General features: G+C 47.1%; 21 protein-coding genes and 2 CRISPR repeat arrays. Of the genes, 1 reads left to right on the plus strand and 20 read right to left on the minus strand.

Annotated features, from left to right (window positions below; all coding sequences use genetic code 11):
- Positions 1–6: 6 nt before the first annotated feature.
- Entirely contained in the window at positions 7–1,059 is a 1,053-nt protein-coding gene (locus DESPODRAFT_RS12555) for a hypothetical protein (RefSeq protein ID WP_004073951.1), read from the minus strand.
- Positions 1,056–1,535, minus strand: coding sequence for a hypothetical protein (locus tag DESPODRAFT_RS12560; RefSeq protein ID WP_157488478.1), 480 nt, complete (start codon positions 1,533–1,535; stop codon positions 1,056–1,058). The genes DESPODRAFT_RS12555 and DESPODRAFT_RS12560 overlap by 4 nt, the downstream gene beginning before the upstream one ends.
- A gap of 370 nt (positions 1,536–1,905) precedes the next feature.
- Here DESPODRAFT_RS12560 and DESPODRAFT_RS21735 point away from each other — a divergent pair, with 370 nt between their 5' ends.
- Positions 1,906–3,459 carry a PD-(D/E)XK nuclease domain-containing ATP-binding protein gene (locus tag DESPODRAFT_RS21735; RefSeq protein ID WP_004073953.1) on the plus strand — a complete coding sequence of 518 codons (1,554 nt, stop codon included), beginning with the start codon at positions 1,906–1,908 and terminating at the stop codon, positions 3,457–3,459.
- A 71-nt stretch (positions 3,460–3,530) separates the two neighbouring features.
- A CRISPR array of direct repeats spans positions 3,531–3,998; the repeat unit is 36 nt; unit sequence GTCTCAATCCTCTCTAATCGAGGCAATCTTTCGGAC.
- A 200-nt stretch (positions 3,999–4,198) separates the two neighbouring features.
- On the opposite strand, the gene cas2 (DESPODRAFT_RS12570) is transcribed toward DESPODRAFT_RS21735, so the two are convergent.
- The 18 genes from cas2 (DESPODRAFT_RS12570) to cmr1 form a co-directional block, all read right to left on the minus strand.
- Complete coding sequence (gene cas2, locus DESPODRAFT_RS12570; RefSeq protein WP_004073954.1) at positions 4,199–4,477, minus strand: CRISPR-associated endonuclease Cas2; 279 nt, start codon at positions 4,475–4,477, stop codon at positions 4,199–4,201.
- A 64-nt stretch (positions 4,478–4,541) separates the two neighbouring features.
- On the minus strand, positions 4,542–6,029 hold the full coding sequence (csm5, locus tag DESPODRAFT_RS12575; protein WP_004073955.1) for a type III-A CRISPR-associated RAMP protein Csm5: 1,488 nt from the start codon (positions 6,027–6,029) through the stop codon (positions 4,542–4,544).
- The gene (csm4, locus tag DESPODRAFT_RS12580; protein ID WP_004073956.1) at positions 6,013–6,996 is read right to left on the minus strand and encodes a type III-A CRISPR-associated RAMP protein Csm4; all 984 of its coding nucleotides are present in this window, start codon (positions 6,994–6,996) and stop codon (positions 6,013–6,015) included. Before csm4 ends, csm5 begins: the two co-directional genes overlap by 17 nt.
- Positions 6,997–7,006: 10 nt before the next feature.
- Positions 7,007–7,705 (minus strand): type III-A CRISPR-associated RAMP protein Csm3, encoded by a 699-nt coding sequence (gene csm3, locus DESPODRAFT_RS12585; protein WP_004073957.1) that lies wholly within the window; start codon positions 7,703–7,705, stop codon positions 7,007–7,009.
- 17 nt (positions 7,706–7,722) lie between these two features.
- Positions 7,723–8,124, minus strand: a complete 402-nt coding sequence (csm2, locus tag DESPODRAFT_RS12590; RefSeq protein WP_004073958.1) for a type III-A CRISPR-associated protein Csm2 — start codon at positions 8,122–8,124, stop codon at positions 7,723–7,725.
- Positions 8,117–10,660, minus strand: coding sequence for a type III-A CRISPR-associated protein Cas10/Csm1 (cas10, locus tag DESPODRAFT_RS12595; protein WP_004073959.1), 2,544 nt, complete (start codon positions 10,658–10,660; stop codon positions 8,117–8,119). Before cas10 (DESPODRAFT_RS12595) ends, csm2 begins: the two co-directional genes overlap by 8 nt.
- Before the next feature lie 73 nt (positions 10,661–10,733).
- Positions 10,734–12,068, minus strand: a complete 1,335-nt coding sequence (gene csx2 / locus DESPODRAFT_RS12600; protein ID WP_004073960.1) for a TIGR02221 family CRISPR-associated protein — start codon at positions 12,066–12,068, stop codon at positions 10,734–10,736.
- Between the two features lie 15 nt (positions 12,069–12,083).
- Positions 12,084–12,500 carry a CRISPR-associated protein Csx20 gene (gene csx20 / locus DESPODRAFT_RS12605; RefSeq protein ID WP_004073961.1) on the minus strand — a complete coding sequence of 139 codons (417 nt, stop codon included), beginning with the start codon at positions 12,498–12,500 and terminating at the stop codon, positions 12,084–12,086.
- Complete coding sequence (gene cas6, locus DESPODRAFT_RS12610) at positions 12,497–13,831, minus strand: CRISPR system precrRNA processing endoribonuclease RAMP protein Cas6 (RefSeq protein WP_004073962.1); 1,335 nt, start codon at positions 13,829–13,831, stop codon at positions 12,497–12,499. Before cas6 ends, csx20 begins: the two co-directional genes overlap by 4 nt.
- Positions 13,832–14,100: 269 nt before the next feature.
- Positions 14,101–15,363: a CRISPR direct-repeat array (repeat unit 36 nt; unit sequence GTCTCAATCCTCTCTAATCGAGGCAATCTTTCGGAC).
- Positions 15,364–15,563: 200 nt separating this feature from the next.
- The gene (cas2, locus tag DESPODRAFT_RS12615) at positions 15,564–15,842 is read right to left on the minus strand and encodes a CRISPR-associated endonuclease Cas2 (protein ID WP_040015976.1); all 279 of its coding nucleotides are present in this window, start codon (positions 15,840–15,842) and stop codon (positions 15,564–15,566) included.
- The gene (locus DESPODRAFT_RS12620) at positions 15,843–16,958 is read right to left on the minus strand and encodes a putative CRISPR-associated protein (protein WP_040015977.1); all 1,116 of its coding nucleotides are present in this window, start codon (positions 16,956–16,958) and stop codon (positions 15,843–15,845) included.
- Positions 16,951–18,327: a TIGR02221 family CRISPR-associated protein gene (gene csx2, locus DESPODRAFT_RS12625; RefSeq protein ID WP_004073964.1), complete on the minus strand. Its 1,377-nt coding sequence runs from the start codon at positions 18,325–18,327 to the stop codon at positions 16,951–16,953. The genes DESPODRAFT_RS12620 and csx2 (DESPODRAFT_RS12625) overlap by 8 nt, the downstream gene beginning before the upstream one ends.
- Before the next feature lie 39 nt (positions 18,328–18,366).
- The gene (gene cmr6, locus DESPODRAFT_RS12630) at positions 18,367–19,764 is read right to left on the minus strand and encodes a type III-B CRISPR module RAMP protein Cmr6 (protein WP_004073965.1); all 1,398 of its coding nucleotides are present in this window, start codon (positions 19,762–19,764) and stop codon (positions 18,367–18,369) included.
- Positions 19,761–20,144: a type III-B CRISPR module-associated protein Cmr5 gene (gene cmr5, locus DESPODRAFT_RS12635; RefSeq protein WP_004073966.1), complete on the minus strand. Its 384-nt coding sequence runs from the start codon at positions 20,142–20,144 to the stop codon at positions 19,761–19,763. The genes cmr6 and cmr5 overlap by 4 nt, the downstream gene beginning before the upstream one ends.
- Position 20,145: 1 nt before the next feature.
- Positions 20,146–21,057, minus strand: a complete 912-nt coding sequence (cmr4, locus tag DESPODRAFT_RS12640; protein WP_004073967.1) for a type III-B CRISPR module RAMP protein Cmr4 — start codon at positions 21,055–21,057, stop codon at positions 20,146–20,148.
- Positions 21,058–21,067: 10 nt separating this feature from the next.
- Positions 21,068–22,219 carry a type III-B CRISPR module-associated Cmr3 family protein gene (locus DESPODRAFT_RS12645; protein ID WP_004073968.1) on the minus strand — a complete coding sequence of 384 codons (1,152 nt, stop codon included), beginning with the start codon at positions 22,217–22,219 and terminating at the stop codon, positions 21,068–21,070.
- 12 nt (positions 22,220–22,231) lie between these two features.
- A complete protein-coding gene (gene cas10, locus DESPODRAFT_RS12650) occupies positions 22,232–24,004 on the minus strand; it encodes a type III-B CRISPR-associated protein Cas10/Cmr2 (protein WP_004073969.1) in 1,773 nt (590 codons plus the stop codon).
- Positions 24,004–25,284: a type III-B CRISPR module RAMP protein Cmr1 gene (gene cmr1 / locus DESPODRAFT_RS12655; RefSeq protein ID WP_004073970.1), complete on the minus strand. Its 1,281-nt coding sequence runs from the start codon at positions 25,282–25,284 to the stop codon at positions 24,004–24,006. Before cmr1 ends, cas10 (DESPODRAFT_RS12650) begins: the two co-directional genes overlap by 1 nt.
- Positions 25,285–25,409: the final 125 nt, after the last annotated feature.

Here is a 25,409-nt window from a genome sequence, read left to right on the forward strand (position 1 = left end):
TTTTCTTTACCCCTTTTCACCAAGATTAACCCAGGAGCCCAGGTTGTCACACAGATTGAGAAGAAAAAATTCAAAGTCTCTGCCGTCCTGTCCTTTGGTATCATAGTCAGGGGAGACCCAGTCCAATGCCCTCAAAAAAGATCTGAGCTTTTCCCTGATCTTGTCCCGCTGGTAAGAGAGGCCGGCTTTTTTTTTCATAAGTTCGGAAACAGCTTTGTGGGTAAGACCTTCACAGTCGTAATAAAAAAAGATCTTCCGTTCGGTATTTTTCAGCCGGTTGAAGAAATTTTGGGCCCAGACCGTCAGCATATTTTTTTTCATGTTATCCAGACCGCCCGGTGCCGGACGTTCGGTCAACGGGTTAAAGGCATCTTTCTCCCCGTCGGTTACCGGATAGCTCTCCACCCCGGGCTGGAGAACCACATGCCTGTTCACCCAGGCCAGGAAATCCTGGATCTTCATGCACAGGTCATGAACCCCGGCGGCACGGGCTGAGGAGCTCCAGAAATGCCGGGCCAGCGTAAGAATGTTCTCCCGGGTGTTCAGTCTGCCGAACTCCCCGGGCAGGTCAGGCGGAAACGCAATGGTCATAAAATCATCCGCCATGATCAGCGTTTGTGCAGGATTTTCCGTCATGCTGAAACGCATTTTTCCTTTCGCTGCACCCCTGTCCCTGATGAAATCGTCGGATTCAGCTAAAACCTCCAGAACATGGCGGTAGAAAAGACGCCAGGTATCCTTGTGAATATCCTGACCAGCGTCTTTGCTTCTGGAAAGATCAATCATCCGGTGCCACAAAAATTGCCGCACCTGTTTTATGGCGCCGGGTTTCCTTCCCATAAGCCCGGAAAGCATATTTTCATCCCTGAGAAGAAATACGATCAGCTCCTGCCGGATATCTTGCCGGTCAACCTGCTCCGGGGCACAACCATACAAGTCCAGCCGTGCAATTTTCATTTTACGGTGAACCGCATCCGCCAGGGTGTCCAGTGCCCGGGCATTTTCCGGCTTTGCCAGCCAGCTCTGGAATTGTGTGGTCAAGGCGTTTCTTTTCATCATTGCGAACATGTCTGCGAAATGGTTTGAATGGCGGATACGGGTATCTCTCCCTTGAAACTCAGTTTTGAGGCTTCGGAAGCCGGGATGTTGAACCGTATCCGGTCAATGATATAAGAGGTCTTTTCCATGAGATATCCGGTATGAAGCAGTTTTGTGTTCCGGGTTACCCATTTCAGGCTGTTCCGGCCGGAGGATGAAGATGGACATACCGCAAAACCGGCACCACTGGCAACCGGATGCAGGGCAAATACAGGATGTGTGCCGTCGGGATCGGCCTTGGCCGGGAACTGCCCCCGGGTCAGGATTGAAAGGGTACGGTTCAGGCCCCCCATGAAAAAGAAATTGCTGCGCCAGTGTGCCAAAGGAAGGCGGGCCCCCTCCACAAGAATCCGTTCAAGGTCGGTTTGCGCCGTCATGGTTCCGGGCGGTGTTCCCCAGATGGCGTCAAAGGTGAGACGGGACGTGTTGCGGGTCATAAATCCTCGCTTTTGAACAAATGATGAATATTGGAATTGTTGATTTTTTGCACCATACCTTTTTCTTTTTTCTAAAACAAGCCCTGAAGCAGACCAGCAGAGGTTTAAATGGCGATAAGCGCCTAATTCCAGATACGGAGGTACATAGGTTGTTGTCAAAAGAAAATATGGGACGGTATTGAAAATGTTACAAATATAGCGTTCAACTGCCATTTTACCCTGATTTTTAAACGCTGAAAGAAAGTTTTTTGAATTGGATTTTTTCTTTTATATACTATGATATGGTTGTCAAGCTTGTTAGGGTTATATTTTAACTCCACGCTTACTTTGTTGTTTGTTTCGATATTTTTAAATCACCGGAGATGTAACCGTGAAAAAACTACCTGTGGGTATCAGCAATTTAAAAGAAATTATTGAACAAGGTTATGCGTATGTGGATAAATCCCGGTTTGTCTATGACCTTGTTGAACGGGGGAAGTACTACTTTCTTGCCCGGCCCGGGCGGTTTGGAAAATCATTGTTTGTTGACACGCTTAAAGAGGCGTTTGAAGGGAATAAAGCGCTTTTTCAAAGCCTGTGGCTGTGTGACAACTGGGACTGGGAAAAGCGGTTTCCCGTGATTCACATCTCCTTTGCCGAGGGCGTGCTTCGGAACAGAGCGGAGTTAGACGGTAAAATTCTAACGATCCTTGATGAAAATCAAAAACGATTAGGCATTACTTGTGAATATCAGGACAGTATCTCCAGTCTGTTCAGTGGGGTTATCCGCAAAGCAAAGGAAAAATACGGCCTTCGTACTGTTGTCCTGATTGATGAATATGACAAACCAATCCTGGATAATATCACTGAACCAATAATCGCCGAAGAGATGAGGGAAGGGCTGAAAAACCTCTATTCGGTCATTAAAGGGCAAGATGCCAATATTCAGTTTGCGTTCCTTACCGGCGTATCCAAATTTTCCAAGGTAAGTCTGTTTTCCGGACTGAACAATTTGACCGATATTTCCCTGGATCCCGAATATTCGGCAAGTTGCGGTTATTCAGAAGATGAGCTGACCCAGGTTTTTTCAAATCATCTGAAAAACAAATCCCGGGAAGATATCCGCAAATGGTACAATGGCTATTCCTGGCTTGGGGAGAAGGTTTATAATCCCTTCAGCATCCTCAATTACCTTCGAACCGGAGCGTTCCGCAACTATTGGTTTGAGACCGGAACACCAACCTTCCTGATCAATCTGCTGAAAAAAAACAGATATTATATCCCGGGTATTGAAAATATCGAGGCGTCTGAATCCTTGATCGGCGCGTTTGATATTGATTTTATCGAACCCGAAAACCTTCTTTTCCAGGCAGGCTATCTTACCATTGAGCAAGGACAAAGAGTGGCGGGCAAGATCTTTTATAAACTCCGGTACCCGAACATGGAAGTCAAAGCCAGTTTATCGGATTATATCCTGAACAGGTATTCTCATGACAGGGTGGTCAAAGAAAAGGTGCAGCTTCAAATTTACCGGGCTTTCCAGGAAAATAATCCGGATGCCCTGAACACGGTTTTTCAGGCGTTGTTCTCTTCCATCCCCCATGACTGGTACCGTAAAAATAAGCTTTTTGAATACGAAGGGTATTATGCGTCGGTCTTTTATTGCTATTTTACGGCGCTTGGCCTGGATGTGACTGCTGAAGATACGACCAGTCACGGCCGTATTGATATGACGGTGCGAATAGACGGCAGAATCTATATCTTTGAATTCAAGGTGGTGGACGTTGATAAATCTCAGCAGACGGCCCTGAACCAGATCAAACAAAAGGGTTATGCAGATAAATACCGGGGAATCACCGATGAAATTTACCTGATCGGTGTGGAATTCGACCGGGGCCGGCGCAATATTATCCGGTTTGAATGGGAACAATTTTCGCAAGGATAATGATCACTTCTCTAATCGAGGCAATCTTTCGGACCTGAGGGCGTGGCAGAGTCTAAGGGCGTGGCGAATAGGTCTCAATCCTCTCTAATCGAGGCAATCTTTCGGACTGCGATCATTGAAGCAGCCATGTCCGAGCTTGTAAGTCTCAATCCTCTCTAATCGAGGCAATCTTTCGGACAGAAAAAGCAAAAAAACATATGCTTGAATAATAAACGAGTCTCAATCCTCTCTAATCGAGGCAATCTTTCGGACCGTTGACAGACTGCAAAAAGGCCACTGGGTTTTCATGTCTCAATCCTCTCTAATCGAGGCAATCTTTCGGACAGAATGCTAAAGATTCTCTGATAGCTAATTGCAAATAGTCTCAATCCTCTCTAATCGAGGCAATCTTTCGGACCACAAGCTATTGAAGCTTACATAGAATACTATACGTCTCAATCCTCTCTAATCGAGGCAATCTTTCGGACTGCTAAAATGATTTGTGGATATGATAAACAAGGTATGTCTCAATCCTCTCTAATCGAGGCAATCTTTCGGACTGTGGGTATCTGAAACACTTATCTGTAAAGGCTTTCCAGAGCCGATTTGACGGACCTACCCCGTTTTGGGGTTTCGGAAAAAAACTTCACACTTAAATTTATGCTGTTTTTAGCGCAAACTTCTGATTTTAAAAGAGATACAAAAATGACGGACCTCCTTAAGGTATTTTTTGAACAAATTATCAAAGATCGTGGCAGCCTCATAACACCGAATAGGCCCGTGTATTGGGCGGATTCCCGGTGCCGGAGAATTCCACCTGGCCTACGCAATGTTTGCAAAGCGGGTAATAGCGGATGGTATCCTCACCATGGTCAATGATCTCCTCCAGATCCGACTGCATTTTCATGAATTTGTATTCGGTCATATTTGCACATTCAAATACGGACTTTTGAACCCGGGTCCCGTATCCTTTCAGGATCTTTACTACCCTGTACCGGACCCGGTTGTCAACAATGTCAAAGCAGACCAGGAAAAACATTTAAAAAAGCCTCTTGGCTATTTTTTTCAAAAACATAGCAATTCCCATTTGCATTGTTCAGATATCAGGACTCACCCAGAATCGTTTTGAGATGCTGAATTTTTGCAAATTGTTTTTTCTTCGTTTTATTCACGCTCCATTTATTTTCACTGATATAAAACGCCTTTATCTTTTTAGCGCACTTGAGCTTGAAGTCGTCTTCCATTTCATCAAGTCGGTTATACAGCCCCACTACCTTATTTTCATTAACCGGGTTCTCATCAAATATTTGAGCCAGTTCCTGTTCCTGGGGAGACATGGCTTCCAGCGCTTTTTGTTTCTTTTCTTTTTCCGCTGCTTCAGCCGCTTCACGGGCTGCCTTCTCCTCCAGCGCTTTTTGGGCTTCAGTGGCCTTTTGAACCTGTAACTGCGCTTCAGCCAGCTGTTTTTTCTCCTCCTGGACTTTCAGGACTGTATAGGCGTTTTCCCGTTCAGCCAACCTGGTTTCAAGGTCAGCATCAAGACGGGAGATACCGGTCCAGCCAAAAGGGTGAAGCCCTTTGACATTTTCATCTTTCCGGGCAGGAGAAGCCAGCCATAGGGTTGTGGCATGATCAAGGTAGTCTTTTTGGTCTTTTTTAGGACCTTTTTTAATCATGATATTCCGGTTTCCTGCAATGGTAACGAATTCAGCGCCGCAATGACGTCCCATACGCATCAACAGGGTATCCGGTTGAATAAAATCCTGGGCAGGAATACCCACTGAGCGAAGTTCCCGGTTTTCCCTTTTGTGTTCTCCTGCATAAAAGTCGTGGGTGCCGGACAAAAGCGTTTTGAGCTGAACCGGCTGCCGGACAGGGCTTTTAGAGTCCGGTCGCCCAACGGTTATCTCCCCGGTAAAAGTGGATCCGGGCTCAATGACTTCCAGAATCTGATAAGGCCCGCGGGCTTCTTTGTCCGATACCTTTTTTTTCTTGTTGACGGCATATACGATCCTGGTTTTAACATCTCCGGCAGGTTGGAAATCCGACACTTTTACATGCCCAAAAGGATCCTGTTCGATGGATTGATAATCCAGCAGTTTTTTTTCAAGCGCCTCAGCATCTCTTGCCCGCATATTTTTTCCGCCGCATACATGATTCAAGTATCCTGTCCGCAAGGCTCCCTTGATAGACGAGCCCGGGATGAAAGGCCGGTTGTCAGCCGTTCGAAATGCCGTACGCTCGACAACAAATTTGTTGAGTTCCTGTTGGATTTTGTTTTCGGGAATCTTTAATGTGCTGCGATAATGGTCTATAAAGGCCTGGGCCACGCGGACTCTTCTCCCCTCGGCTTTCCTGCCCTGGAAAAACTTATAAATCCGAAGGATTGAAGGAAGATCCCCTAAACGGCACAGGGAAGAAAGGGTGTCCTTGTCGGCCCGGGACAAACTGCTTATAAATGATACGGGATCAAAGGCGATCAGTGTCTTTTGTTCCTCGTCCAGCACAAATCCCATAGGTTGATACACTTCGTCACAACCGATGTGCAAAGGAGAGTTAACTATAATAACGCATTTATAGGTTGTTTTCATGGAGAGCTCCTATACGGATGGGCAGCACAGGTGCATACGCCTGCACAACAGTTTCAGGCATGGCCTTTGATACATTGGTAACGGCACAGCCGATGTACGGGGTGTCAATGGTTTCGGCCGGAACGCAGACAGCGCCTTCATCAGCCATGATTACAGGATTTTTAAATGGCTGGCGCACACCTGCCAGCAGATCTCCGTGTTTGCCGAACCGGACAAACGGGGTGAACCAGGTTTGATTGAACCTGCCTTTCTCCGGCAGGCAGGGTGCAAGGGTATAAAGACCGTCCCCCGCAGAGAGATCAGGCAGGGGAAGCGGACAGGTGTCAATAATTGTAAACCGCCCCATGCCGGTGGAGGCGTCCCGTCCAAAACCAAACTTTCCGATTCTTGACATCCCTTTTACCAGATGGTCCTTGTCGAGAAATTTTGGATCAATCAGGACAAACAAGGAAAGAAGAACGTTGGGATAAAACCGGAACACAGAGGTTTCAAACGGGGCAAATCGACCTTTACCGGTCGTACCGGTCATCCGGTTAATTGTGTTATGAGCGCATGTCCCGGTTTCAGCCAGCCCATTGTCCTTAAAATCAGTATCGGCCGCAAGATTTGTCCGTGTGGCATCAAGTATCAGATCGGCATTGCCCTTGAGCCACTTTTTCCCTTTTAGCTCTTTGGTCGCCAGGATTTTTTCTTTTTTTGACAAATGTTCAGATGACATAAACCAGTCCAGCGGAATATCCGGCCGTTTAAAACAGTGGGGGGCATCTTGGGCGGCATCCGTTGGCACGGCCGAAGAAAAAACAGCAAAGGGTTTTCGGGCGTATTGTTCAATGGCCGTATCCAGATCTGTTTTCAGAAGGTCCGGGGCATGGGCCGCCTGCCAGCAGAAGTGGCCGAACAATGTATCTCCCTTTAGACTTGTCCCGAAGCCTGAATCCGGTCGGATGGTTATTTTATAAAATTCCAATGCTCACCTCCTAAATCAAAGGGGATGCGTTATTAAATTTTTCCTGTATTTCCGGCTGGTCGAACGAGAATTTAATTTTACCATACCCCCGGCTGCCCGAACCGCCGAGCGCATCCTGCTCCAGCAGTTTCAGCCCTTTAAATAAAAGGTCTTCAAGCCCTTCGTCCCCCTGCAGTACTTTCAGGGAAATTGAAAAGCTGAATTCCGTTTCAGCCGGTACCCGCTCCGTGAATCTGGGGTCTCGGGCCGTTCCCGTGATACGGTTGATTGAATTTTCAGATTTCACTTCAGTGAACGCAAGATGACCTGCCAGCGCTTTTTCCTTCCAATTTTCACTTAACGGGGCATCGGCAAAGGAGAGACGGGTCACGCCGATTTCATTTTTTTCATCAGCATCGGCCCCGCTGGCGCCAAACAGGGAGAGAATGGCTTTACAGGTTGCTTTGTCCACGCCATCAAGCTTTTTATAATCTTTTATACCCAGAGGTGCCCCGCCGGTCCTTCCCATAAGCCCTGAGGAGAGTTCAAGAAGCGATCGGGTTTTGCCTTTCAGGGAAGACCCCGGGATATAGGGTTCATTGGTGTGGGGATGTTTCACAACAGGATTGTCTGTGCCGCCGATACGCATTTCCGTGTCACCTGCGCCGATGTGGAGTCCGCTTTTCAACTGAATGGTGCCGGTAATTTCCTTTATATCCACAAGTTTCATTTTATCTATCCTTTCGCTTATTTACTGGGTCCGTGAAGTCTGTAAAAACCAATAAAAGATTCAAAAAAAGAGTTGAACACATCCAGGTCACAAGGTTCCTCTACCTGGTTTACCGACTCCTTAATAAAATTGAGAAAATTATCTGATATCAGTTTGCGCCCTTTGGCATACGCGGCTTTTGCCGTTACCATATGAACCAGAGGGAGAATGTTTTCCCACGCGTGGGGAGATGTTTTGGCCCGCATGTTGAGACTGACGATTTCATCAAAAAATTTTCTCAACTGGGTCCTTTTGTTGACGCCTCTGGACTGTTCATTATCCTTTGCAATTTTAAGGGCAAAGTTCTCCGCTTTTTTTGAAAACAATTCCGGATCAATGATCTTTTTCCCCCTGTCTTTCCAGAACTCTATTTTATCCATTTTTACTCTCCTTTCTTAAGCTGTATTGTAAAACCCATAAAGCGATTCTCAGATCACCGCCGTAAACCGTCAGCCACATGGCCATTTTTTCTCTGACATGGTTCAGACGTTCCTTTCTTTGGCCTGGATCAATGCCGGGCAGAGCACTTCGCTCCAGGGAATATGCCAGTTTGGCGCGCCACTGGGTGCAGTTCATCCGGTCAAGGGGTATTCCTTCTTGTGAAGAGGTGAACAGCAGTTTCTCCTCTTCTGCCATGGCAATAAAAAAGTTGATCCGGTAAAGAAACACCAGGCTGATCCATTGATCTGCCGTCCATTGATAAAGTTCGTCACGCACCGCATCAAGCGCTTTGAAAACAGGCCACGTCACGGTATGTTCGAACAGGGTGATCCGTTTTCTGCCGCCATGCTTGGATTTTTCCAGGGCGTCTTCCGATGCTTTGGCAAGGGTATTGATCGGTGTGTGGGGTTTGTGCAGGCTGATACCGGCGGAAAATGTTATTTCCGGATTCTGGCACACATACGCCTTGAATTTATTCTCAAGAACCGTGGACAGTTCAATAATACGATTCCACGGCCCGATCAGAAAAAGGTCATCACCACCGGCAAACACCGTATATATATTTTGAAATTTTTCCGAATTTGACAAAAAATCCGGCAGAAAAAGCGAGAAAAAGTGGTCCAGTTGCCGGCTTAAACTGGCCATTCTCGATACCGTGTAAAGATGCTTTCTTAACCCGCATGCCATAAGCAACCCCAAATTATCCACATCCGCTTTAAGAACGCCCAGTGCTTCAACCCCCTGGCCGTTTGTCGCCGCGCTGGTGGCAAGGTCGTTTAACGTTTTCGGCATACCCGGTTCCGCATCTTCTCCCTCCTCTGTATCCGAATATATTGGAACATACCCGTTAAGTTGCCGACCGGTGACCCTGGCAAAATCAGTATCTGCCTGTCCGACATCAAGGCACCAGTACTTGAGTATTGTGCGGGACCTGGTGGTCCGGGCGGGATCGGTCGTTGAAAAATAGAGCTGAAATTGCTCAAAAACCGGATCAAAGAGCCGTTTCCCCGGAAAATCAGCATTCTTTTCTGTGATCAAAACATAAGGATGTTTCACCAGGTTTTCTCCAAGAAATACGTGATCCCTGCACAGAGCACAGCACGGAATATCATGTACTGCAACATCACGTTCGGCCGGTCGTTTGCCGCATAGCGGGCAGAGCGCGGAAGACAGATCATTGCAGAATTTGTCCAGATAATCTTCAACTGCCCCACCATAGGCGGCCAGATCCAGTTTTGAATATTTTTTTTCATCCCCTGCGTTTACCAGCCGTTCCCACAATGCTGAGAAATGGGTAGATTCAAAGTCGCGGCTTTTTGCGGTGACAGATGAAAAGATCATGCTGGTTTCACCATAAGTTCGTGCTACCAACCAATCGTTGATCTCTTTTTCAGCAGCAACAAGAGCGTCAGCAGCACTCTCCGTGTTCGGGGCCAGCAGGGTAAACCGCCCGCCGGCATTAAACATCACAGCGGTATGGGGCAGGCCAATTTTTCTGCATAAAAGCTGTGCGGCAAGATCTGAAAGAAGGGAAACATAAAACGAACGGCCCCTCAGTATTTTTGACCGGTATTTGGCAGACTCCCCGCCGCTGGAAAAAATAAAGTTCTGAATGCCGCTGAAACTGCCGGAAATCAGCAAAAACTTCTCATCGTCGATATTTTGAACGGCCCGGGGTTCCAATGTATGGGAATCTGCATGAAACAGGTACATTGCTGTGGCAATTGCCGCAGATGTCCTTAAATGGTCATACAGGGAAACATCCGGTATCACTTTTCCCACCCGTGCGGCAGGAATGGCCCAGGTATATTCCTTGACCAGGGAATCAAAATGTTCAAACCAAAGCGCTGTGTCGGTTTCCGCGTGAGCCAGTCTGCCCATCTGCGCGAGAAAGTCTTTTGTGAGATCCTGATATTCGGCAGTGGCGGATGCACGGTTTGCCGGTGAATCATTTTTCTGTTGAATCGGAAAAATAGATTCGGCCGTCAGAGGTTTCAACGGATATCTGAACCTGCATTTTTCTGCTGTCAGGGATTCAGGGGCATCAGCCAGGGTCATATGTTCAAACACAGGTAAAAGCCGGGTTGTCTTATAATCCTTGATTTGGACAGATTGCATGCTCTCCTTGTCAAAGGTTTTTCTGTCCATGCCGCTGCTGATGCGATCCGCCAGAGCCACAATCCATTCCATGGCTGATGAGGGGTCATGGTGGGCGGCAGCCAGCCTGATAAATGCATCACCATCTCCAAAGTTCCCGGTGTTGAGTTCAGCAGGAAGATGTTTCGATGTTTTTTCAATGAACCCGGCTGTGTACAGGGCATGCCAGTGGGAATACTTTCCATCAAATGACGGCAGGAAAGCGCCCGCATTCTCGTCGGCATATCCTGCTGGTAATTCCAGTACCTTGGGGTCAATAAATTTCCCCAGGTCATGGAAAAAAGCAGCCATGGCTATTTTTAATGTGGTTTTGTTCATAAGCCTCTCCGTATGATGTTTTAAAAGCAGAGCCGTGGTGTGCACCGGACTGCTTAAACCAATGATCTGTCAATCAGGAAAACAACTCCTGATCCGCCATTCGGCGTACAATGTTGTGTAATACCGTCAAATATTCTTTTCCTTTATCTTCAATTCCGGGGAATGCCGCATTCTCCGAAGTCCAGGCATGGTCAAACCCGTTGCGGATTTTGACCATGTCATCGACAATCTCCCGAAGTTGCGGTTCGATTCCGGCCTTTTGCAGATTTTCAAACCAGGGCATCAGTTTCAGGCGGGTTTCTTCCGTAAAACCGGAAAATTTCCAGCCATCAACCGGAAACTGCATCATATTGACAAAGACTTCTGCAAACCGTTTTCTGTATTTTTTGCCGTCGCCTGACGCCATTTTTTTCTTGGCATATTTGCCGCCGATACCTGCCATCCCTATAGCGCCCACAAGCTCGCGCATCACCGTAAACGCCTGCATGAAAAGCCGGTGTTCCATCAACACTTCGATAATCTTGATCTGGGTCTCAAAATAGGGCTGGTCATACCGGCCGCTGGGGGGATCGTCCGTGGCCAGGGCGCAGAACTTTTCCCAGACCAGATCCAGCATCAGTCGGGCTGAACCGCCTACTTTGGTGCGGCTTTGTTGGACGTATGCCAGGGCGTCATTGACCTTCTGAGAGACGTTGTTTACATCCACGTTCCGGATGCAGTCGGTCATCTCCTGGAAAGCGGCTATCAGATCTTCATCGGCCAGAGGGGCCAGGGCATCTACTCGGGATTGTTTTGCCATTTCTCCCAGTTTCCTGGCATCGGCATCGTCGGTTAAGCGTGCCACGGATTCGGCCCAGTCATTGATGACATAAAAATCTTTCATGTCCACAATGGGATGGGGCTCACCGTTCTGGCGCTTCTGGTCGTACCAGGCATACAACGCATGTTCCAGGGTGATGTGCTTTGCCCTTGTCAGAAATCCGATGGCGCTGGAAAAGATAATGGGGACGGCCCGCATGCCATGGGTAAAATCTATGATCAGCCTGTCTCCAAAGCCCACATTGTCCAGAAGCTGTTCAAACCAGTTCCACTGGTTCTCTGCGGTCATATCCGTGGGTACCAGATCCGGGATAATGATTTTGGGCATCTGTTTAAGATGGTGTTTGAACTCATCCTCTAACGCTTCAAAATGTTTGTCATAGGATTCCCGTGTGCAGAACAGAACCACACGGTCCACGCTATCGTTTTCGTTTTTACACGCTTCCAGAGCAGCAAGAATGGCGGTCTGGGCAAAACAGCAGGTTATGGTTTGCGGTGTCTTTTCCGTCCAGACATATTCGGCCCGCTCATACCCCGGTTTTTTGTTGAAACTGCCTATTCCAAGAAAACTGATAAAAACATTAGCCATACTTCCCTCCTGATTTTATATGCCGTATAGTCGGAACATTTGATGTTTGAAAAAGTGCGTGTTTTTTACCATGCCGTCCGGTGATCTCTCTTCACTGGCCAGTCTTACGGTAACAGAATAAACCGGTACAAGATTGGTGTTCAGTGCATATTGAACCATGAGCCAGGTGGCACCGAAATCCCCCTGGATCAATACAAGATCATTAGGCCGGGATTGCTTTTCAAGCCATGTTCGAAAAGGAGCCAGCGTGTCAAAAAGCTCTTGTTTATCTGCAGGAATTTGTGCCCAAAGCGCCTTCAACTGCGCCGGAAGCCCAACAAATTGCAGTTGCGCTCCCCAGATATTTTGGGCATCAGTTTCCTGGTCTTTGGACAGTGAGTGATTAAACATCAGGAACATGTTTTCAGGGTTTGCCGGTTTTTTGGCATTCATTTGTTCATTGTCTCCAAATCAATTTTGCCCAGCCCAAACGCCGTATTTTTTCCGGCATGAACGGTTTGCGCCATGCGCAGAAACGGCAGAAAAGGTCCAAGGTCTCCCTGGTAGGTTACTTGTCCCAAAAGTCCGCCCATATACATTTTTGCCTCCTGTCGGGAGGAGTATCGCTGCCAGTCAAACCAGGCCAGGCTGTTGTCTGTCAGGTTCACCCGGCAGGCTTTTTTCACCAACTCCGGGTAATTCAGGGGTGGCTCACCATCCCCATATGTGTTGAACAGGGCGGTACACCGGCGGATCAGGGAACGCATTAAAAGGTCAAAGGGCAGATTTGGGGCCTGGCCCGTGTCCGTGCTGATCCTGAACGGGGTTTGCAGTTTGAGTGTGACATGTTCCGGATTTTCGTCCTGATCCGGTGTCAGGTCAAGCGCAGGCAGAATATCCGGCAATGTCACCCGGCCGTCCTCTTTTGAATAAACCGTTTCATCCCCAAAGGTGACGGATTCCAGCGTAAACCCGGCCCGGGTGCCGTTCAGGCTTTTGCCCAGGCCGATACGGCCCATCTGGTCAAAGGCATAGATGAAATAGGGCAGGTTCCGGTTCAGGTCCCCGAAAAGGACCATGCCGCATGCCAGGGTGTCGCCGGCAGCGAACTCTCTTTTTTCCGTTAAAGGCGGTTCCAGGACCATGGGGTGCGGTGGGGCCGATATCTTGGCGTTTTCCGGAGCCGGCAGGGCATGGGCGGTTTCAAATACCAGGGCATAGGTGCAGTTCTGCCTTAAAATACAGGTGGCGCAGGTCTGGTTTTTAAGCGCACATACGGTTCGTTTCAAGGCATGGCCCAGAAGCCCTCTGAATGTGGATCCTTTGTACGCGGGTAAAACAGCGTCCCGGGTCAGTGTGATGTGGAACAGGTATTTTCCGAATTTCATGGGTGTGTATAATCCCTTGGATTTAATTTTTTTGCCGTTTACTCTATCTGCGGAGCTGGTGGGCGGTTTTTCAAAAAAATTTGCCTGGAAAAAGTTTTTGAAGTTTCCATGAAGGCTAAGAGCCCTCTCATGGAAGACTCTAAAAGAAAGCTTGCTTCCAGTCGTCGTGGCAATATAGGTCTTTTCTCCCAAAAGGCGGGTATGTTTTTCATCAACATCTTTTACAAATCCAGTCATATAGGGCATGGCAAAAGACGGCCTTATTGTGTAACTGACACCAGCTATGACTATTCTTCTGATTTTCAAATTCAGTTTTTTTGAGACTCTGATCTCCTTCATTTTGTATCCGAAGGCGATTTCAGGCGGAAAAAGTTCAGGATGTTCCTTGATGAGCATGCCTAATATCATCCGAAATTGGATGGTATGTTGAATGATGATGTAATATTGTGGTTGACAACCATGCATACAAATAGTTCGATTCAGTCGAAGGAGCGGTGTTAGATGGTGAAATCATCATTTTCTTTAATTGTTATAGTTGCTGTTAGCGCTTCAACTATAACTCAGCAAATGAATTTTTCCAGTCTATTTCATCGCTTTCCGACCCAGTCCCCCAAATCCGTTATAATCAGCAAATTCCTTGGAATGGGAATCAGCATTGTTATAAAGTCTCAATCCTCTCTAATCGAGGCAATCTTTCGGACTGAAGATATATAATATACCTTACCCTGAAGGATATAACGTCTCAATCCTCTCTAATCGAGGCAATCTTTCGGACAAGACCCGGTATAGATATATTGCTGCAGTAATGACATAGTCTCAATCCTCTCTAATCGAGGCAATCTTTCGGACTTGTTAAGTGGGCGATCAACGGTGGGTGCAGGGCGTCTCAATCCTCTCTAATCGAGGCAATCTTTCGGACGAAATAGGAAGCCGTCATAATGCAAAAGGAGACTATGTCTCAATCCTCTCTAATCGAGGCAATCTTTCGGACACAATGGTCATACCGACAAAGATGAGCTGATTAAGTCTCAATCCTCTCTAATCGAGGCAATCTTTCGGACGTAATGACGATAACTACATCAAGCAAGGCAGCATTTAGTCTCAATCCTCTCTAATCGAGGCAATCTTTCGGACATACGATAAGATCACCCACTAAACGATAACAACCTGTCTCAATCCTCTCTAATCGAGGCAATCTTTCGGACGTACGTTAGAGGAATTGTTGGAAGATTTGGAAAGAAGTCTCAATCCTCTCTAATCGAGGCAATCTTTCGGACTTATTCTATTGTCAATCTCCAACCTTTACCAAGTCTCAATCCTCTCTAATCGAGGCAATCTTTCGGACTGGAAATGAATGTGTTTATGAATAACCCATCCGCTCAGTCTCAATCCTCTCTAATCGAGGCAATCTTTCGGACTGGTGGCTACAGGGTAAGCGCGGAGAATGTGCGGTTAAGTCTCAATCCTCTCTAATCGAGGCAATCTTTCGGACAGGGCAAGGCAAGGCAAGGCGCGAAGGCATAAAGGTCTCAATCCTCTCTAATCGAGGCAATCTTTCGGACTAAATCCTTGGATCGAACCAGATTTCGGTCCAATCTAGTCTCAATCCTCTCTAATCGAGGCAATCTTTCGGACATTAAAGAAGGTCTTTTAACCCTTTAAAGTACGGCTCTGTCTCAATCCTCTCTAATCGAGGCAATCTTTCGGACACAGCAACAGATAGGGACGGAAGCCCATATTATAGTGGTCTCAATCCTCTCTAATCGAGGCAATCTTTCGGACCTTCATGTCCTGGGAGATGGTATCAGCAAGTGGAGAAGTCTCAATCCTCTCTAATCGAGGCAATCTTTCGGACTGGAAATGAATGTGTTTATGAATAACCCATCCGCTCAGTCTCAATCCTCTCTAATCGAGGCAATCTTTCGGACTGTGGGTATCTGAAACACTTATCTGTCAAGGCTTTCCAGGGCCGATTTGACGGACCTACCCCGTTTTGGGGTTTCGGAAAAAAACTTCACACTTAAATTTATGCTGTTTTTAGCGCAACATTCTGATTTTAAAAGAGATACAAAAATGACGGACCTCCTTAAGGTATTTTTTGAACAAATTATCAAAGATCGTGGCAGCCTCATAACACCGAATAGGCCCGTGTATTGGGCGGATTCCCGGTGCCGGAGAATTCCACCTGACCTACGCAATGCCTGCAAAGCGGATAATAGCGGATGGTATCCTCACCATGGTCAATGATCTCCTCCAGATCAGACTGCATTTTCATGAATTTGTGTTCCGTCATGTTGGCGCATTCAAACACGGATTTTTGAACCCGGGTCCCGTATCCTTTCAGGATCTTTACTACCCTGTACCGGACCTGGTTGTCAACGATGTCAAAGCAGACCAGGAAAAATATTTAATGAAGCCCCCTGGCCAGCTTGTCCAGGATATAGCAGCCGTTCTCATCTTTGTGCAGAAAGATTCGTCTTGCATCACTATCTGCCCATGCGTCTACTTCATGGGTTGACGGGGGCATTTTACCCCCTTTCAACGCTTTGAAATCAAGGGAATTCAAATTGGCTTTGTTGTCGTGAACAAACCGGTTGAGTTGATCTATGGTATTATTCACATGCCGCATCCGGTCAGGCCCAATGGATGCGGTGCTTTTTTGAAACCCCGGTCCATATCTGATTTTTTCCGGATTCGGTGAGGGCCACAATTGCGCCTTATATAATTGTTCCTTTGCCTCATTCCACAACACCTCGCCCCAGGCTGAAAGTTCAACAACGTCGTCCAGGCTGAGAATCATGGTTTCCGGAATCGTGACGTCCCCTTTATATGGCACCCCCATGGCAAGGTTGCGGAAGCAGCCCAGATTCTTTTCCACAATTTCAGCAGCATCCAGTCTCACCGGCAGCCGGGGAATACGCATGAGCATGTCAGATTTTTCAAAAATATACACTGTTTCATCAGCAAAGAAGTTGGCAATGCTTTGCAGAAAACCCTGTACCGCCTTAAACCCGCCTGTCAGATTAAAGATAATCTCATAACCGGCAGCCTTATATTTGGGCAGCTCTTCATAAAATTTTTTCACAAGATCAGACAATGCCCATTGAAAGGATGTCATTTCCCCGGTCTGCAGGCCTTCCTGTCTGTGAATGACCACGGCCATATCAGGGCAGGCCCGCAAAATCCATTTTGATACAAACCGGGCTGTCACCTCACCAAGCCAGGTATCTGAACAGACCAGCAGGTGAAAGTCATTGGCTTTTGGCAGAACCCCGCCGTAAAACGTAATGATGCTGTTCAGTTCGGCAGACATATCCTGGGCCTGTTCATATCCTGCAGTTTCAATCTCCAGGGCAAGCTGTTCAATCCGTTCGGCAAGAACGGCCCTGTCAGCTTCCGGAACATCTGATTTGTTTTTTGCATTTGCATATTTATAAATCAGATTTCGCTGTGCGCCATCCTTTGTAAAATTGGTCAAAAGACTTGTGCCGCAGGGGGATAAAATGTATTTTCGTCTATCCATGTTGCTGCGTTCTTTCCTGCCGGACAGATTCATAGGTTGTTATTTTTTTCATCAGCTCCAGGTAGCTTTTTTCCAGAACCTGCTTGAATTTATGACCCTTGGAAGGCGTATTAGTGACGCCCCCATGATTTATATCATTTCGATACTCTGACAGACTGGCGTATGCGCTGAGTAGCCCTGTAGTTTTAATAAAATTCTGAATATATGTTGCATCATCAGGATACGATTTCGAAGGGTCTTTCCACCCTTCTTTTGTTATTCTGTCCCCTCGTCCCAGAATATGAAAAGATTGGGAAACAAGCGTTCTCATCTCCTTATCGGTATAATCCAGGTTAAGCGGCCCGGTGTAGTTCCGTTTTAATGCTGTCAATACCCAGGTAATGGTGTTTTCCTGCAACAGGGTAATTCCCTGCTGGATCATGCCGTGATCAATACACCACTGAACACCTAAAAAGCCGTTTTTAACATCGTCCTTTTTAAAGCCTGCCAGTTTTCTGCTGATTTTGTCCAGAATATTTCTTAGTGGGGCATTCTGTTTAAACAGTTTAATGTTGTTTATTTGCTCTTTTAAATTTTGGATGCTTGTGCCTTCAATTATTTCTTTTCCTCTAACAGTTTGGAAACCGGCTGGAATTTCCTTCAGTTGATTGTTAAACTGCTTGAGTGCTGCGGCTTTAGGGTCCTGCCCTTTTGTTTCTTTTAACGTGGTTTTAATCTCTTCTGAAATTACCTGTTCAATTTTTCCCGTAATGCCGTAGTTGATAAAATTGTCGGCACCCATGACCCAGTCCTGTAAAATATGAAATGAAGTCAGATCCAGAACCGGTGCATTTCTTTTTTCCATTGGTATTTTGTCTATTTCGTGACTTGGCCCCAGCTTTTCAAAAGCCCCGTAATAAATGCCACCAACACTGATATTTTTGGTGACTTTCAGATAGTTGACCAGAACCAGGCCAAGCATGGGCAGGGAGCGAAACCCGTGGGTAATATCAAGATAGATTTCATCACCCTCATTTATTTTCTCAATGATCAAATCAAACAGTTCCCATACCTCAGATTCATTGTAGCCCATGGGGATATCTTTTATGGGTTCTATGGAAAGGGAAAGCCCTAATTGCGACAGGGAATAATCAAGGCCGTGTGGGAGCTTCTCTTCTATTTTGTTCTCTTGCCAGTTGCAATCCTCAGCCTCGGGCGTCAGGAAAATTAAGGCCCGGTCATCTTTTCCCCAGGAAGAACAATGCCTTTTAAGCAACGCTTCCTGAACGAAGCGTACGTCCTTAACGACATCTGATTCATCATCGTTGAAATAATAATTGCAGTATTTATAATTGTTCCTTCCAAGAAAACTGATAAATATTTTTCCCATGCCTGGTACCTCATTTTTATTTATTAAAAATTTTTGCCGTCATTTCTGCATTTTTTCAATTCTCTCGTCAAGGGCCATGAGAAGAAGCTCTTTTTCCTCCTCGTCCAGCCTTAGTTCCTCAATTGCTGGACGGAAATCCCGCAGAGGCGGATAGGTCTGATCATAATTCTCGATAAAATCATTCAACTGCTCGGCGTCTTTACCCACAAAAAAATCTTTCGCATTTGGAGCAAACTGCCATACCCAGGCCTCGGGCGGCATTTTTTTAAGCTCATCTTCAAACTGTATGCAGATGTTAAAGATCTTTTGTATATCAGGATCGCTTGTTTTAACTGGTTCTATATCAAAAACGCTTTTAAACTGGTCATAAATATTTTTTACCTGCTTTAAATTTTTTAAGGGAATTTGTTCCAACTTATTCCGCATGACCATCCCAGGCCTATATTTTTTCAACAACGGCTCAAGAGATTGTGAATAGTTCGCTTGTTCTGCTCTTTTACGAAACGCCTCCTGGAGAACCGGCTCAGCCGAGCTTCCCTTTTCTTTATATACATTAAGTAGCTGATCATCTGACATACGTTGAAGGTCAGCCGCTATTTCTTCATCCGAAGGAAGATACTCAAACATGCCGTACCCGACCCGGGTTTTTGCGCCAAATCCGTTTTGTATACCTGCTTCAACAATAATTCTTTTGGCAAGTTCGGCCCAAATACCAGGACCGCGCAGAGCAAATAGAAACCGTTGCCCGGGTTTGACAGTTGCAAAAAAAACCGGCACTGGGTTATCCATGCCATCCGGCCAATTTTCCGGGCCATGCCCGTAATCAGCCTGATACCAGGATCGGTTATGGGTATTAATGATATCCTTGGAAAAAGGCGTCTGGATTTTTGGTATCCACCAGGCATCCAGAAAATCAACCGCACCGGCAAACTGCTTGCCCTGTTCATTGACACCTCCGAACATGACAAGACTGTATGCGCCGGAATATGATTCCGGGCTAAAGGATTTGCGCCAGTTCAGGTCTGCGGTTTCATGGGCAAATGTGGAAACAACGCCTTTAACTGCTGACCCGGGGATAACCGGTGTAGCCCAGGGAGATTGGAGTGTCATGCCGAATTCATGAACATTTTGATCCCCCTTACCCACAATCAGCGGACTTATATTTTGCATCTCAAACAGGATGACATCTTGCTGGCCGGCAAGAAACCCGCGCCAGTTATCGAATGCTTGCTTATAAAGCTGTATGCATCCCTCGGTATACCCCGATATCAGCCCTAGTAACGCATTTTCTTTCGCGTTTGTTTCATTATGAACTGGTTCGTCAATTTCTCTGCAAAGCCGGTTAAACATCAATGACTTATTATCAAACTGCCCCTGGGGGATGCCGTAGCCAGCGTTACTAATCTTATGAACATCTTCACGTATTGCCGGAATCATTGCTCTTCCTCCTGTGAAATCAGTGTGTCTGCCAGCCGCTTATGCCAGTTTAACAGCAGCAGCACCTGACGGGTATGTATCATATAGCTGGATAACGAAACCGTCCGAATATAATCCGGCAGGTCGTTTATACCAGCCGGAACGCAGCCAAGGCTAATCAGTTCGTCCCGCAGATGATCAAGCAAGGTGTGGTGGTGGGCCTCGCTGGACCTTTGTCCCCGGGCTTTCATAAACGCCAGGGTCTGCATAAGTCCTGAATTTCGTACAAGACTTCCCGCCTTCTTACAAATGGTTTTATACTTTCCTGCCTGCTGATCTTCCGCCATGGACTGAATTTTCTGGAAGACCTCATTGGAATACCGCTGATTATTGGTCTGCATATTAATCCTCCATGCCGGAAAAACTGATGGTAATCAATCCGCGTCCCGTGGTTGCACTGCCGCCGACCTGAGTATGGACAGGACTTGTGCAGAAATAATTAAGCAGCCCCTGATCCGTGCAGGATGTTTCTTCATTTGTTTTGGGAAGCTTAGGGGTGGATGCATAAATGGCACCTGCAAAGAATGTTTCAGCAGGGACGAATTCTTCGTACCAAAGGGCGCCGGCCTTGACTGTGCCATTCTCTTCGATGGCATTATGCGCAGCCACAGGAAGACCGGTTTCACACAAAAAGGCCATAATATCATCGTCAACCACCGCAAACCGTTTTATGAAGGAAGGCCGTGCTTCCGGGGCTTTAGGATAAAATAACTTTGCAAGCAAACCAGCCCAGGCATCTGCCTTGTCCTGCTCTGCACCGGCCACCGTCAGGTCCAAATCTTCCAGCAGAATCTGTGCGGCATCGTTATGGTTGGGCGGTGTCAGCACGCTTTCGGAAGTCAAGGCCACCTGATAGCTTTCATGAATTCTGTTTAACGAAGGAATAGAGGGCAGATTGTCAGTATCTGGCTGCCCAAGGATCTGACGGCAAATGCCAAGCGCCGTGGGGCAGGTCATGTAGGCAAACGTGCCAAACCATGACCGGACCGGAAGGCAGACCAGCCGGGCATCAGAAAAGCTTAAAGCGCTGGCGTAATCACCGGCATTTTCAGGGTCAGGTCCAAAGGCCGCCCGAAAGTTAGTGCTGCCGTCATCGAACCTGTCCCGGAGAACACCTTTCAAGCATGATCCCGGAATAAAGGGAAAACCTGTTACAGACTCCTTTGCCGTTGGCAGGTCGATATCGGAAAGGCCTTGGCCAATACCGCAATGCAGTCCGGATCGTGTAAGGATCGTGTATACTCTTTGTTTCATAATATTTTCCTTAAAGTGAAATATTGCCGATAAAAGTTAAACCGAATCCGTCTGGATCATCATTCAGGGAGTGTCCCCATAATTCTTCGGCAAGTGTTTGGGAATTGCTGCTCTCTTTGAGTTCAAGAATGTAAACACTGCCGGCGGGTACCAGCTTGGAAAATGCCTTAGGCCCATGTTTTTCAAACTCCCAGCCGCTCACGGCTTGCCACCGTTCCACATGAGCACTGCGCAGACGGACCTTGATGCCGCTTCCAGGGTGCGTTTTAAATTCGTTCTTTTCATCGGGGAGCATCCAATCCGGTGCCCATCCGCCGAATTTACCCGGACTTGCCAGGATCAGGCGCAAATATTTTTTATTGTTCAGCCAGTCCGGACAAGGCGGTAAAAACGTCCGGATCGGTTCGATCTGTGCAACCCGTCTTTCTCCGCCTAAATGACAGGAGCCTTTCAGGTGATCATTACTCTCTATGCCGTTCACCTGTATGCCGATGGCAAAGTATCCCGGCCTTTCTGCCTGGCCGCCACTTTCCAGCCGTATTCCCTGGGAAGAAAACAGACGGCCGTGATCTGCAGTGCCGGTATGGGCGGAAATGGCGGTATGAATACGCAACTCCAGTTGTGGCCAGCTAAGTCCTAAATTTTCAGCCTGCCAGAGGCGTTTCTCAAGTTTGCCATGTTTCAGCCAATACAAAAATACATCCTTAAACCAAAGATCCGGTTTGCTTTTGGCTGGTTTTGAATTTACCTCCCGGATCGGAATCATCCAGTTTGACACATTAAAATCTGTTCCGCCTGTCTCGTCAGCGGCTTGATAAGAAAAAGGAATTATATTCAACTCATTTGAATTCTGATTTTTTTCCTGAAAACAAAAGGCATCAACCGGAGCGGGGAAAAGGGGCTGCCAGTCCTGGCCAAGCGCATTCCGCCATAACGGCAGGCAACAGTTGCGAACCTTTCGAATCATTTCAATATTCTTTAGCCGGTCAGGCCCAGTAAAATAATCTTTGGCCCGCTGCTCGCCGATTTTTGTTCGGATCAATCCGCTGATCGTAGAAGGCCAGGGCCAGCGCAGAGCTCCGCCGTGGACATGGCCCTGCTCACCAAAGGGGCGACCGTCACGAAAAATGAGAGGATCACTGCTTGTTATGGTGAAATTCATCAGTTCATCTCCTTATTTTGACCAGTTAGCGTTGGCCAGTTTTTTTGCTTTGGCCAATTGAAGGGCAATGACAAGCTCATCTGAAATATGCCGCAAATCCGTTTCTCCTTGAATAATGAAGGCTGCATCATCCGAGCAAAGCTGTTTTGTGGATCTGTCCCGTTTACGTCCGATTATTCGCAACGCTTCTGCACATGCGGGATTTGCAGGTTCACTGCTGTTTTGCCATGCCAGGCTGGGACCGCATTGATCCGCAATCAGGCGCAGCTGATATCCCAGGGTGCTGGGCAGCCTTTCTGCAATGATGGCTTCCTGATAGCGGTTAAGTCTTGCAGGCAAACCTGAGTCCCCCTGCCAGGGCCCATGAATGCTTATAGGCGAACCGCTGCGTTTATCCTGAATGACGGCAAGACAGTTTTTCCCCCCGACATCTTTGGCTATATGTTCTGCCTGGCGGGCCAGGGTCAGGGCATCGGCCAGGGGCGTTCGCTGATGAACAATGACCATACCTAAAGAAAACGTGGGCGGGGCAAGCTTTAATTTTTTACCAACCTTTTCCATAGTCTCAAAAAACAGATTGTTAAACGCTTCAGCACAGGACAGGGCGCTGTCAAGCGGTACATAGGCCAGAACATCATCGCCCCCGGAATAAACAATTCGCCCGTTATAGCTTTCGGCTATTTCATGAATACCTGAGGCGAAGCTTTCAAGAGACGCGGAAAACGCCCTGTGTCCGTCAACGGTTACAATGGCATCTAAGGTTTTGCCCATGTTGTCCCCGTCGCCAAGAAGCAGACAGGCGTATGGCGAGGGCTGACTGGTTGCAGCCCACAGTTTTTTCAATATTTTTTCAAGTGCAGCCCAGGCTTTTTCCCGGCCTGGTTCAATAAGTTTTTTCTCCTCTTCCAATACAGCCGGGTGAAGGAGATCGCTGGACAGTCCTTTGGGCCAGCCCTCCCACAACGGAGGATCTGCAAGGGGGCTGCCTTCCGGCAAGCCGGGATAAAGGTTTTTCACAATTTCCATATCTGGAATCAGTTCTGCAACCCTTTTGCTTTTTATAACTTCTTTTTGAAGCCCTGCCAGATAGGGCCGGGCAGCGACCTGTGCCATATTGTCAAAATGGGGGCGACCGGCACTATTCCAAGGGCCGAACCGTTTGACCACACCCAGCACATCAAGGTGTTCCCCTTTTTTCAGCTGAAAACTGCGTTTATCCTTCTCTTGTATGCCTGTAAGCACGGCCTCTCTGATGCCGTCCAAGCTGGATTTGGCAAGGCCTGTTCCATCCCAGGCCGGCGCCTTAAACTCCCGAAGGGATTTTCGGCCGCCAAGTTTTGCCTCCACAAGGGAACGGCATTTTTTGTATTCCTTCTCCTCATAGAAAATCCAGGCGGCAAAAAATTCACCAAAGTCATTAATCTGTTTATCAAACAAATCCTGATTCAAACGGGGTGCTTTTAATGCTGCCTCCCTGCATATTTTTTCCCAATGGTTAGTAAAGGCGTTCCGTGCCTGGGCAGTCAGGGAAGCAGGGTCACTGCCGTCAGGACTTACCGCCAGGATCTTGTTCGCCACATTCAACTGTGAATTAGGTTGAAGCAGGACTTTCTCATCAACTGCCGGAAAAATAAGCTCACAGCCCTGGTCGTAAAGGACCGCAGCCACGGATTTTGACAGTTCTGAAAGTAAATGGGACCCGTACCACAGATCCTTTAACTTTCTTGCAGAGGCAATGAACTCCTGAACGGGACCGACTGCGATATTGATAAGATATTTGCTCATTATGCCACCTCTGTCATTTCCAGATAGCGCAAAAGTCCGTCATAGGGATTTTCTCTGCTCTGAAGGATGTTTGTAGGCTCCACCATCTCCTTGTCTGTATGGTCAAGAGGATGTTCTGCCGGTGCCAGGGTGTAGGAAATGATAGAACTTTCAAGCTTTAGAATTTGAGGGCCCTTATCATTTAAAATGAGGCAAAGACGGGCGATGTTACCGCCCCCAAGTCTTGTTACTTTCAAAATAACCGGCGACGGCCAGCGCTCCTGTTTTGCTCCTGCCGGTAACAGGGTGTATTTCCCTGGAGGATCTCCACCAGCATTACGAAATTCGGTAATAATCGGCAAACCATATGCCCCCCGTGGAAACCATTTACCTGCTGGGTGGTTAGGCTGGTGATTCGGACTGCTTTTTCCGGTTATCAGTCGCATGGCATCCGGCTCCGGCCAATAGCTCCTTCCAGGCTGATTCCCGGCCCCGGCCCGGCGTCCGACGCCTTGTCCCTGGCGAAACGCCCCATATCTGTCCAGGTATGCGCACCATTCCATGGCAGCAGCATTATTGGTGGTGGTGGTAATAGATCTAAATTGAGAACCGGAAAGCCTGGGATATGGACTAGTACTTAAATTCCCATTCTGATTTTCTGCCAAATTATTTACAAATTGGTCAATGTCACCTGTGGTCTGAAATTGTTCGGCAATTTCTTTGCAGTATAAGGAACCGCATCCCCTGCGGGAACGAGCCCCAAGGCCGCCAAAAAGAGTCCACAGTTTTATTGAATTGCAAACTTCGTTTTTATGTTCCGGAAGGCATGTCACTTTAAGTATGAAACTGAGATCACCAATCAAATCACAGTCGTCTCCGGGTTGAAACGGTTTGTTTTGAAACGGGAAAAGTACAAACCCCGGCACCTGGACATTATCAAATTGAAGGTATTTGCCATCTTTCCCTCCCCAAGGTATTCGTTTGATGGTTGGCTTTTTGGTCAAATTAACACTCAAACGCACTGTAGAAGCCTCTTTGGTGCTTCCCCAAAGCCTATCCTCCTTTGTCTTAAAATCAGTTGGGTTAACTTCGTTTTGCATGGTTCGCCACCAGAACCTAAGCTGCCCTTTTATGGACTGAGTACGGACTGGATTTTCAAGATCTGGAACCCAGCTTTTTGTTCCGCCTCCGGCCATAGGTGTCAGCAGTTCAAGTTCATATTCGTGTTGTATGAACTTAGCCCCGGATATTTTGAAATCCGGGTCAATTACCGACTCGTCAGTTGTTAATATCCTTGCCATAATTCACCTTTATAATTTTTTTTAATTTCTTTGTTGTTTTCGGCAAATAAACCATAGTCGTCTGGTGAACCCCGTGACTCAGATCCATTTTTATCCCTCCTGTTCCTAAAAATCATATCATTTAT

The organism is Desulfobacter postgatei 2ac9 (genome assembly GCF_000233695.2).
Classification (GTDB): Bacteria; Desulfobacterota; Desulfobacteria; order Desulfobacterales; family Desulfobacteraceae; genus Desulfobacter; species Desulfobacter postgatei.

What these genes read in the sequence shown, in the direction of transcription:
- DESPODRAFT_RS12555 (WP_004073951.1), bottom strand. Translation starts at nt 1,059, where the DNA reads ATGATGAAAAGAAACGCCTTGACCACACAATTCCAGAGCTGGCTGGCA.
- DESPODRAFT_RS12560 (WP_157488478.1), bottom strand. Translation starts at nt 1,535, where the DNA reads ATGACCCGCAACACGTCCCGTCTCACCTTTGACGCCATCTGGGGAACA.
- cas2 (WP_004073954.1), bottom strand. Translation starts at nt 4,477, where the DNA reads ATGTTTTTCCTGGTCTGCTTTGACATTGTTGACAACCGGGTCCGGTAC.
- csm5 (WP_004073955.1), bottom strand. Translation starts at nt 6,029, where the DNA reads ATGAAAACAACCTATAAATGCGTTATTATAGTTAACTCTCCTTTGCAC.
- csm3 (WP_004073957.1), bottom strand. Translation starts at nt 7,705, where the DNA reads ATGAAACTTGTGGATATAAAGGAAATTACCGGCACCATTCAGTTGAAA.
- csm2 (WP_004073958.1), bottom strand. Translation starts at nt 8,124, where the DNA reads ATGGATAAAATAGAGTTCTGGAAAGACAGGGGGAAAAAGATCATTGAT.
- cas10 (WP_004073959.1), bottom strand. Translation starts at nt 10,660, where the DNA reads ATGAACAAAACCACATTAAAAATAGCCATGGCTGCTTTTTTCCATGAC.
- csx2 (WP_004073960.1), bottom strand. Translation starts at nt 12,068, where the DNA reads ATGGCTAATGTTTTTATCAGTTTTCTTGGAATAGGCAGTTTCAACAAA.
- csx20 (WP_004073961.1), bottom strand. Translation starts at nt 12,500, where the DNA reads ATGAATGCCAAAAAACCGGCAAACCCTGAAAACATGTTCCTGATGTTT.
- cas6 (WP_004073962.1), bottom strand. Translation starts at nt 13,831, where the DNA reads ATGCTCATCAAGGAACATCCTGAACTTTTTCCGCCTGAAATCGCCTTC.
- DESPODRAFT_RS12620 (WP_040015977.1), bottom strand. Translation starts at nt 16,958, where the DNA reads ATGGATAGACGAAAATACATTTTATCCCCCTGCGGCACAAGTCTTTTG.
- csx2 (WP_004073964.1), bottom strand. Translation starts at nt 18,327, where the DNA reads ATGGGAAAAATATTTATCAGTTTTCTTGGAAGGAACAATTATAAATAC.
- cmr6 (WP_004073965.1), bottom strand. Translation starts at nt 19,764, where the DNA reads ATGATTCCGGCAATACGTGAAGATGTTCATAAGATTAGTAACGCTGGC.
- cmr5 (WP_004073966.1), bottom strand. Translation starts at nt 20,144, where the DNA reads ATGCAGACCAATAATCAGCGGTATTCCAATGAGGTCTTCCAGAAAATT.
- cmr4 (WP_004073967.1), bottom strand. Translation starts at nt 21,057, where the DNA reads ATGAAACAAAGAGTATACACGATCCTTACACGATCCGGACTGCATTGC.
- DESPODRAFT_RS12645 (WP_004073968.1), bottom strand. Translation starts at nt 22,219, where the DNA reads ATGAATTTCACCATAACAAGCAGTGATCCTCTCATTTTTCGTGACGGT.
- cas10 (WP_004073969.1), bottom strand. Translation starts at nt 24,004, where the DNA reads ATGAGCAAATATCTTATCAATATCGCAGTCGGTCCCGTTCAGGAGTTC.
- cmr1 (WP_004073970.1), bottom strand. Translation starts at nt 25,284, where the DNA reads ATGGCAAGGATATTAACAACTGACGAGTCGGTAATTGACCCGGATTTC.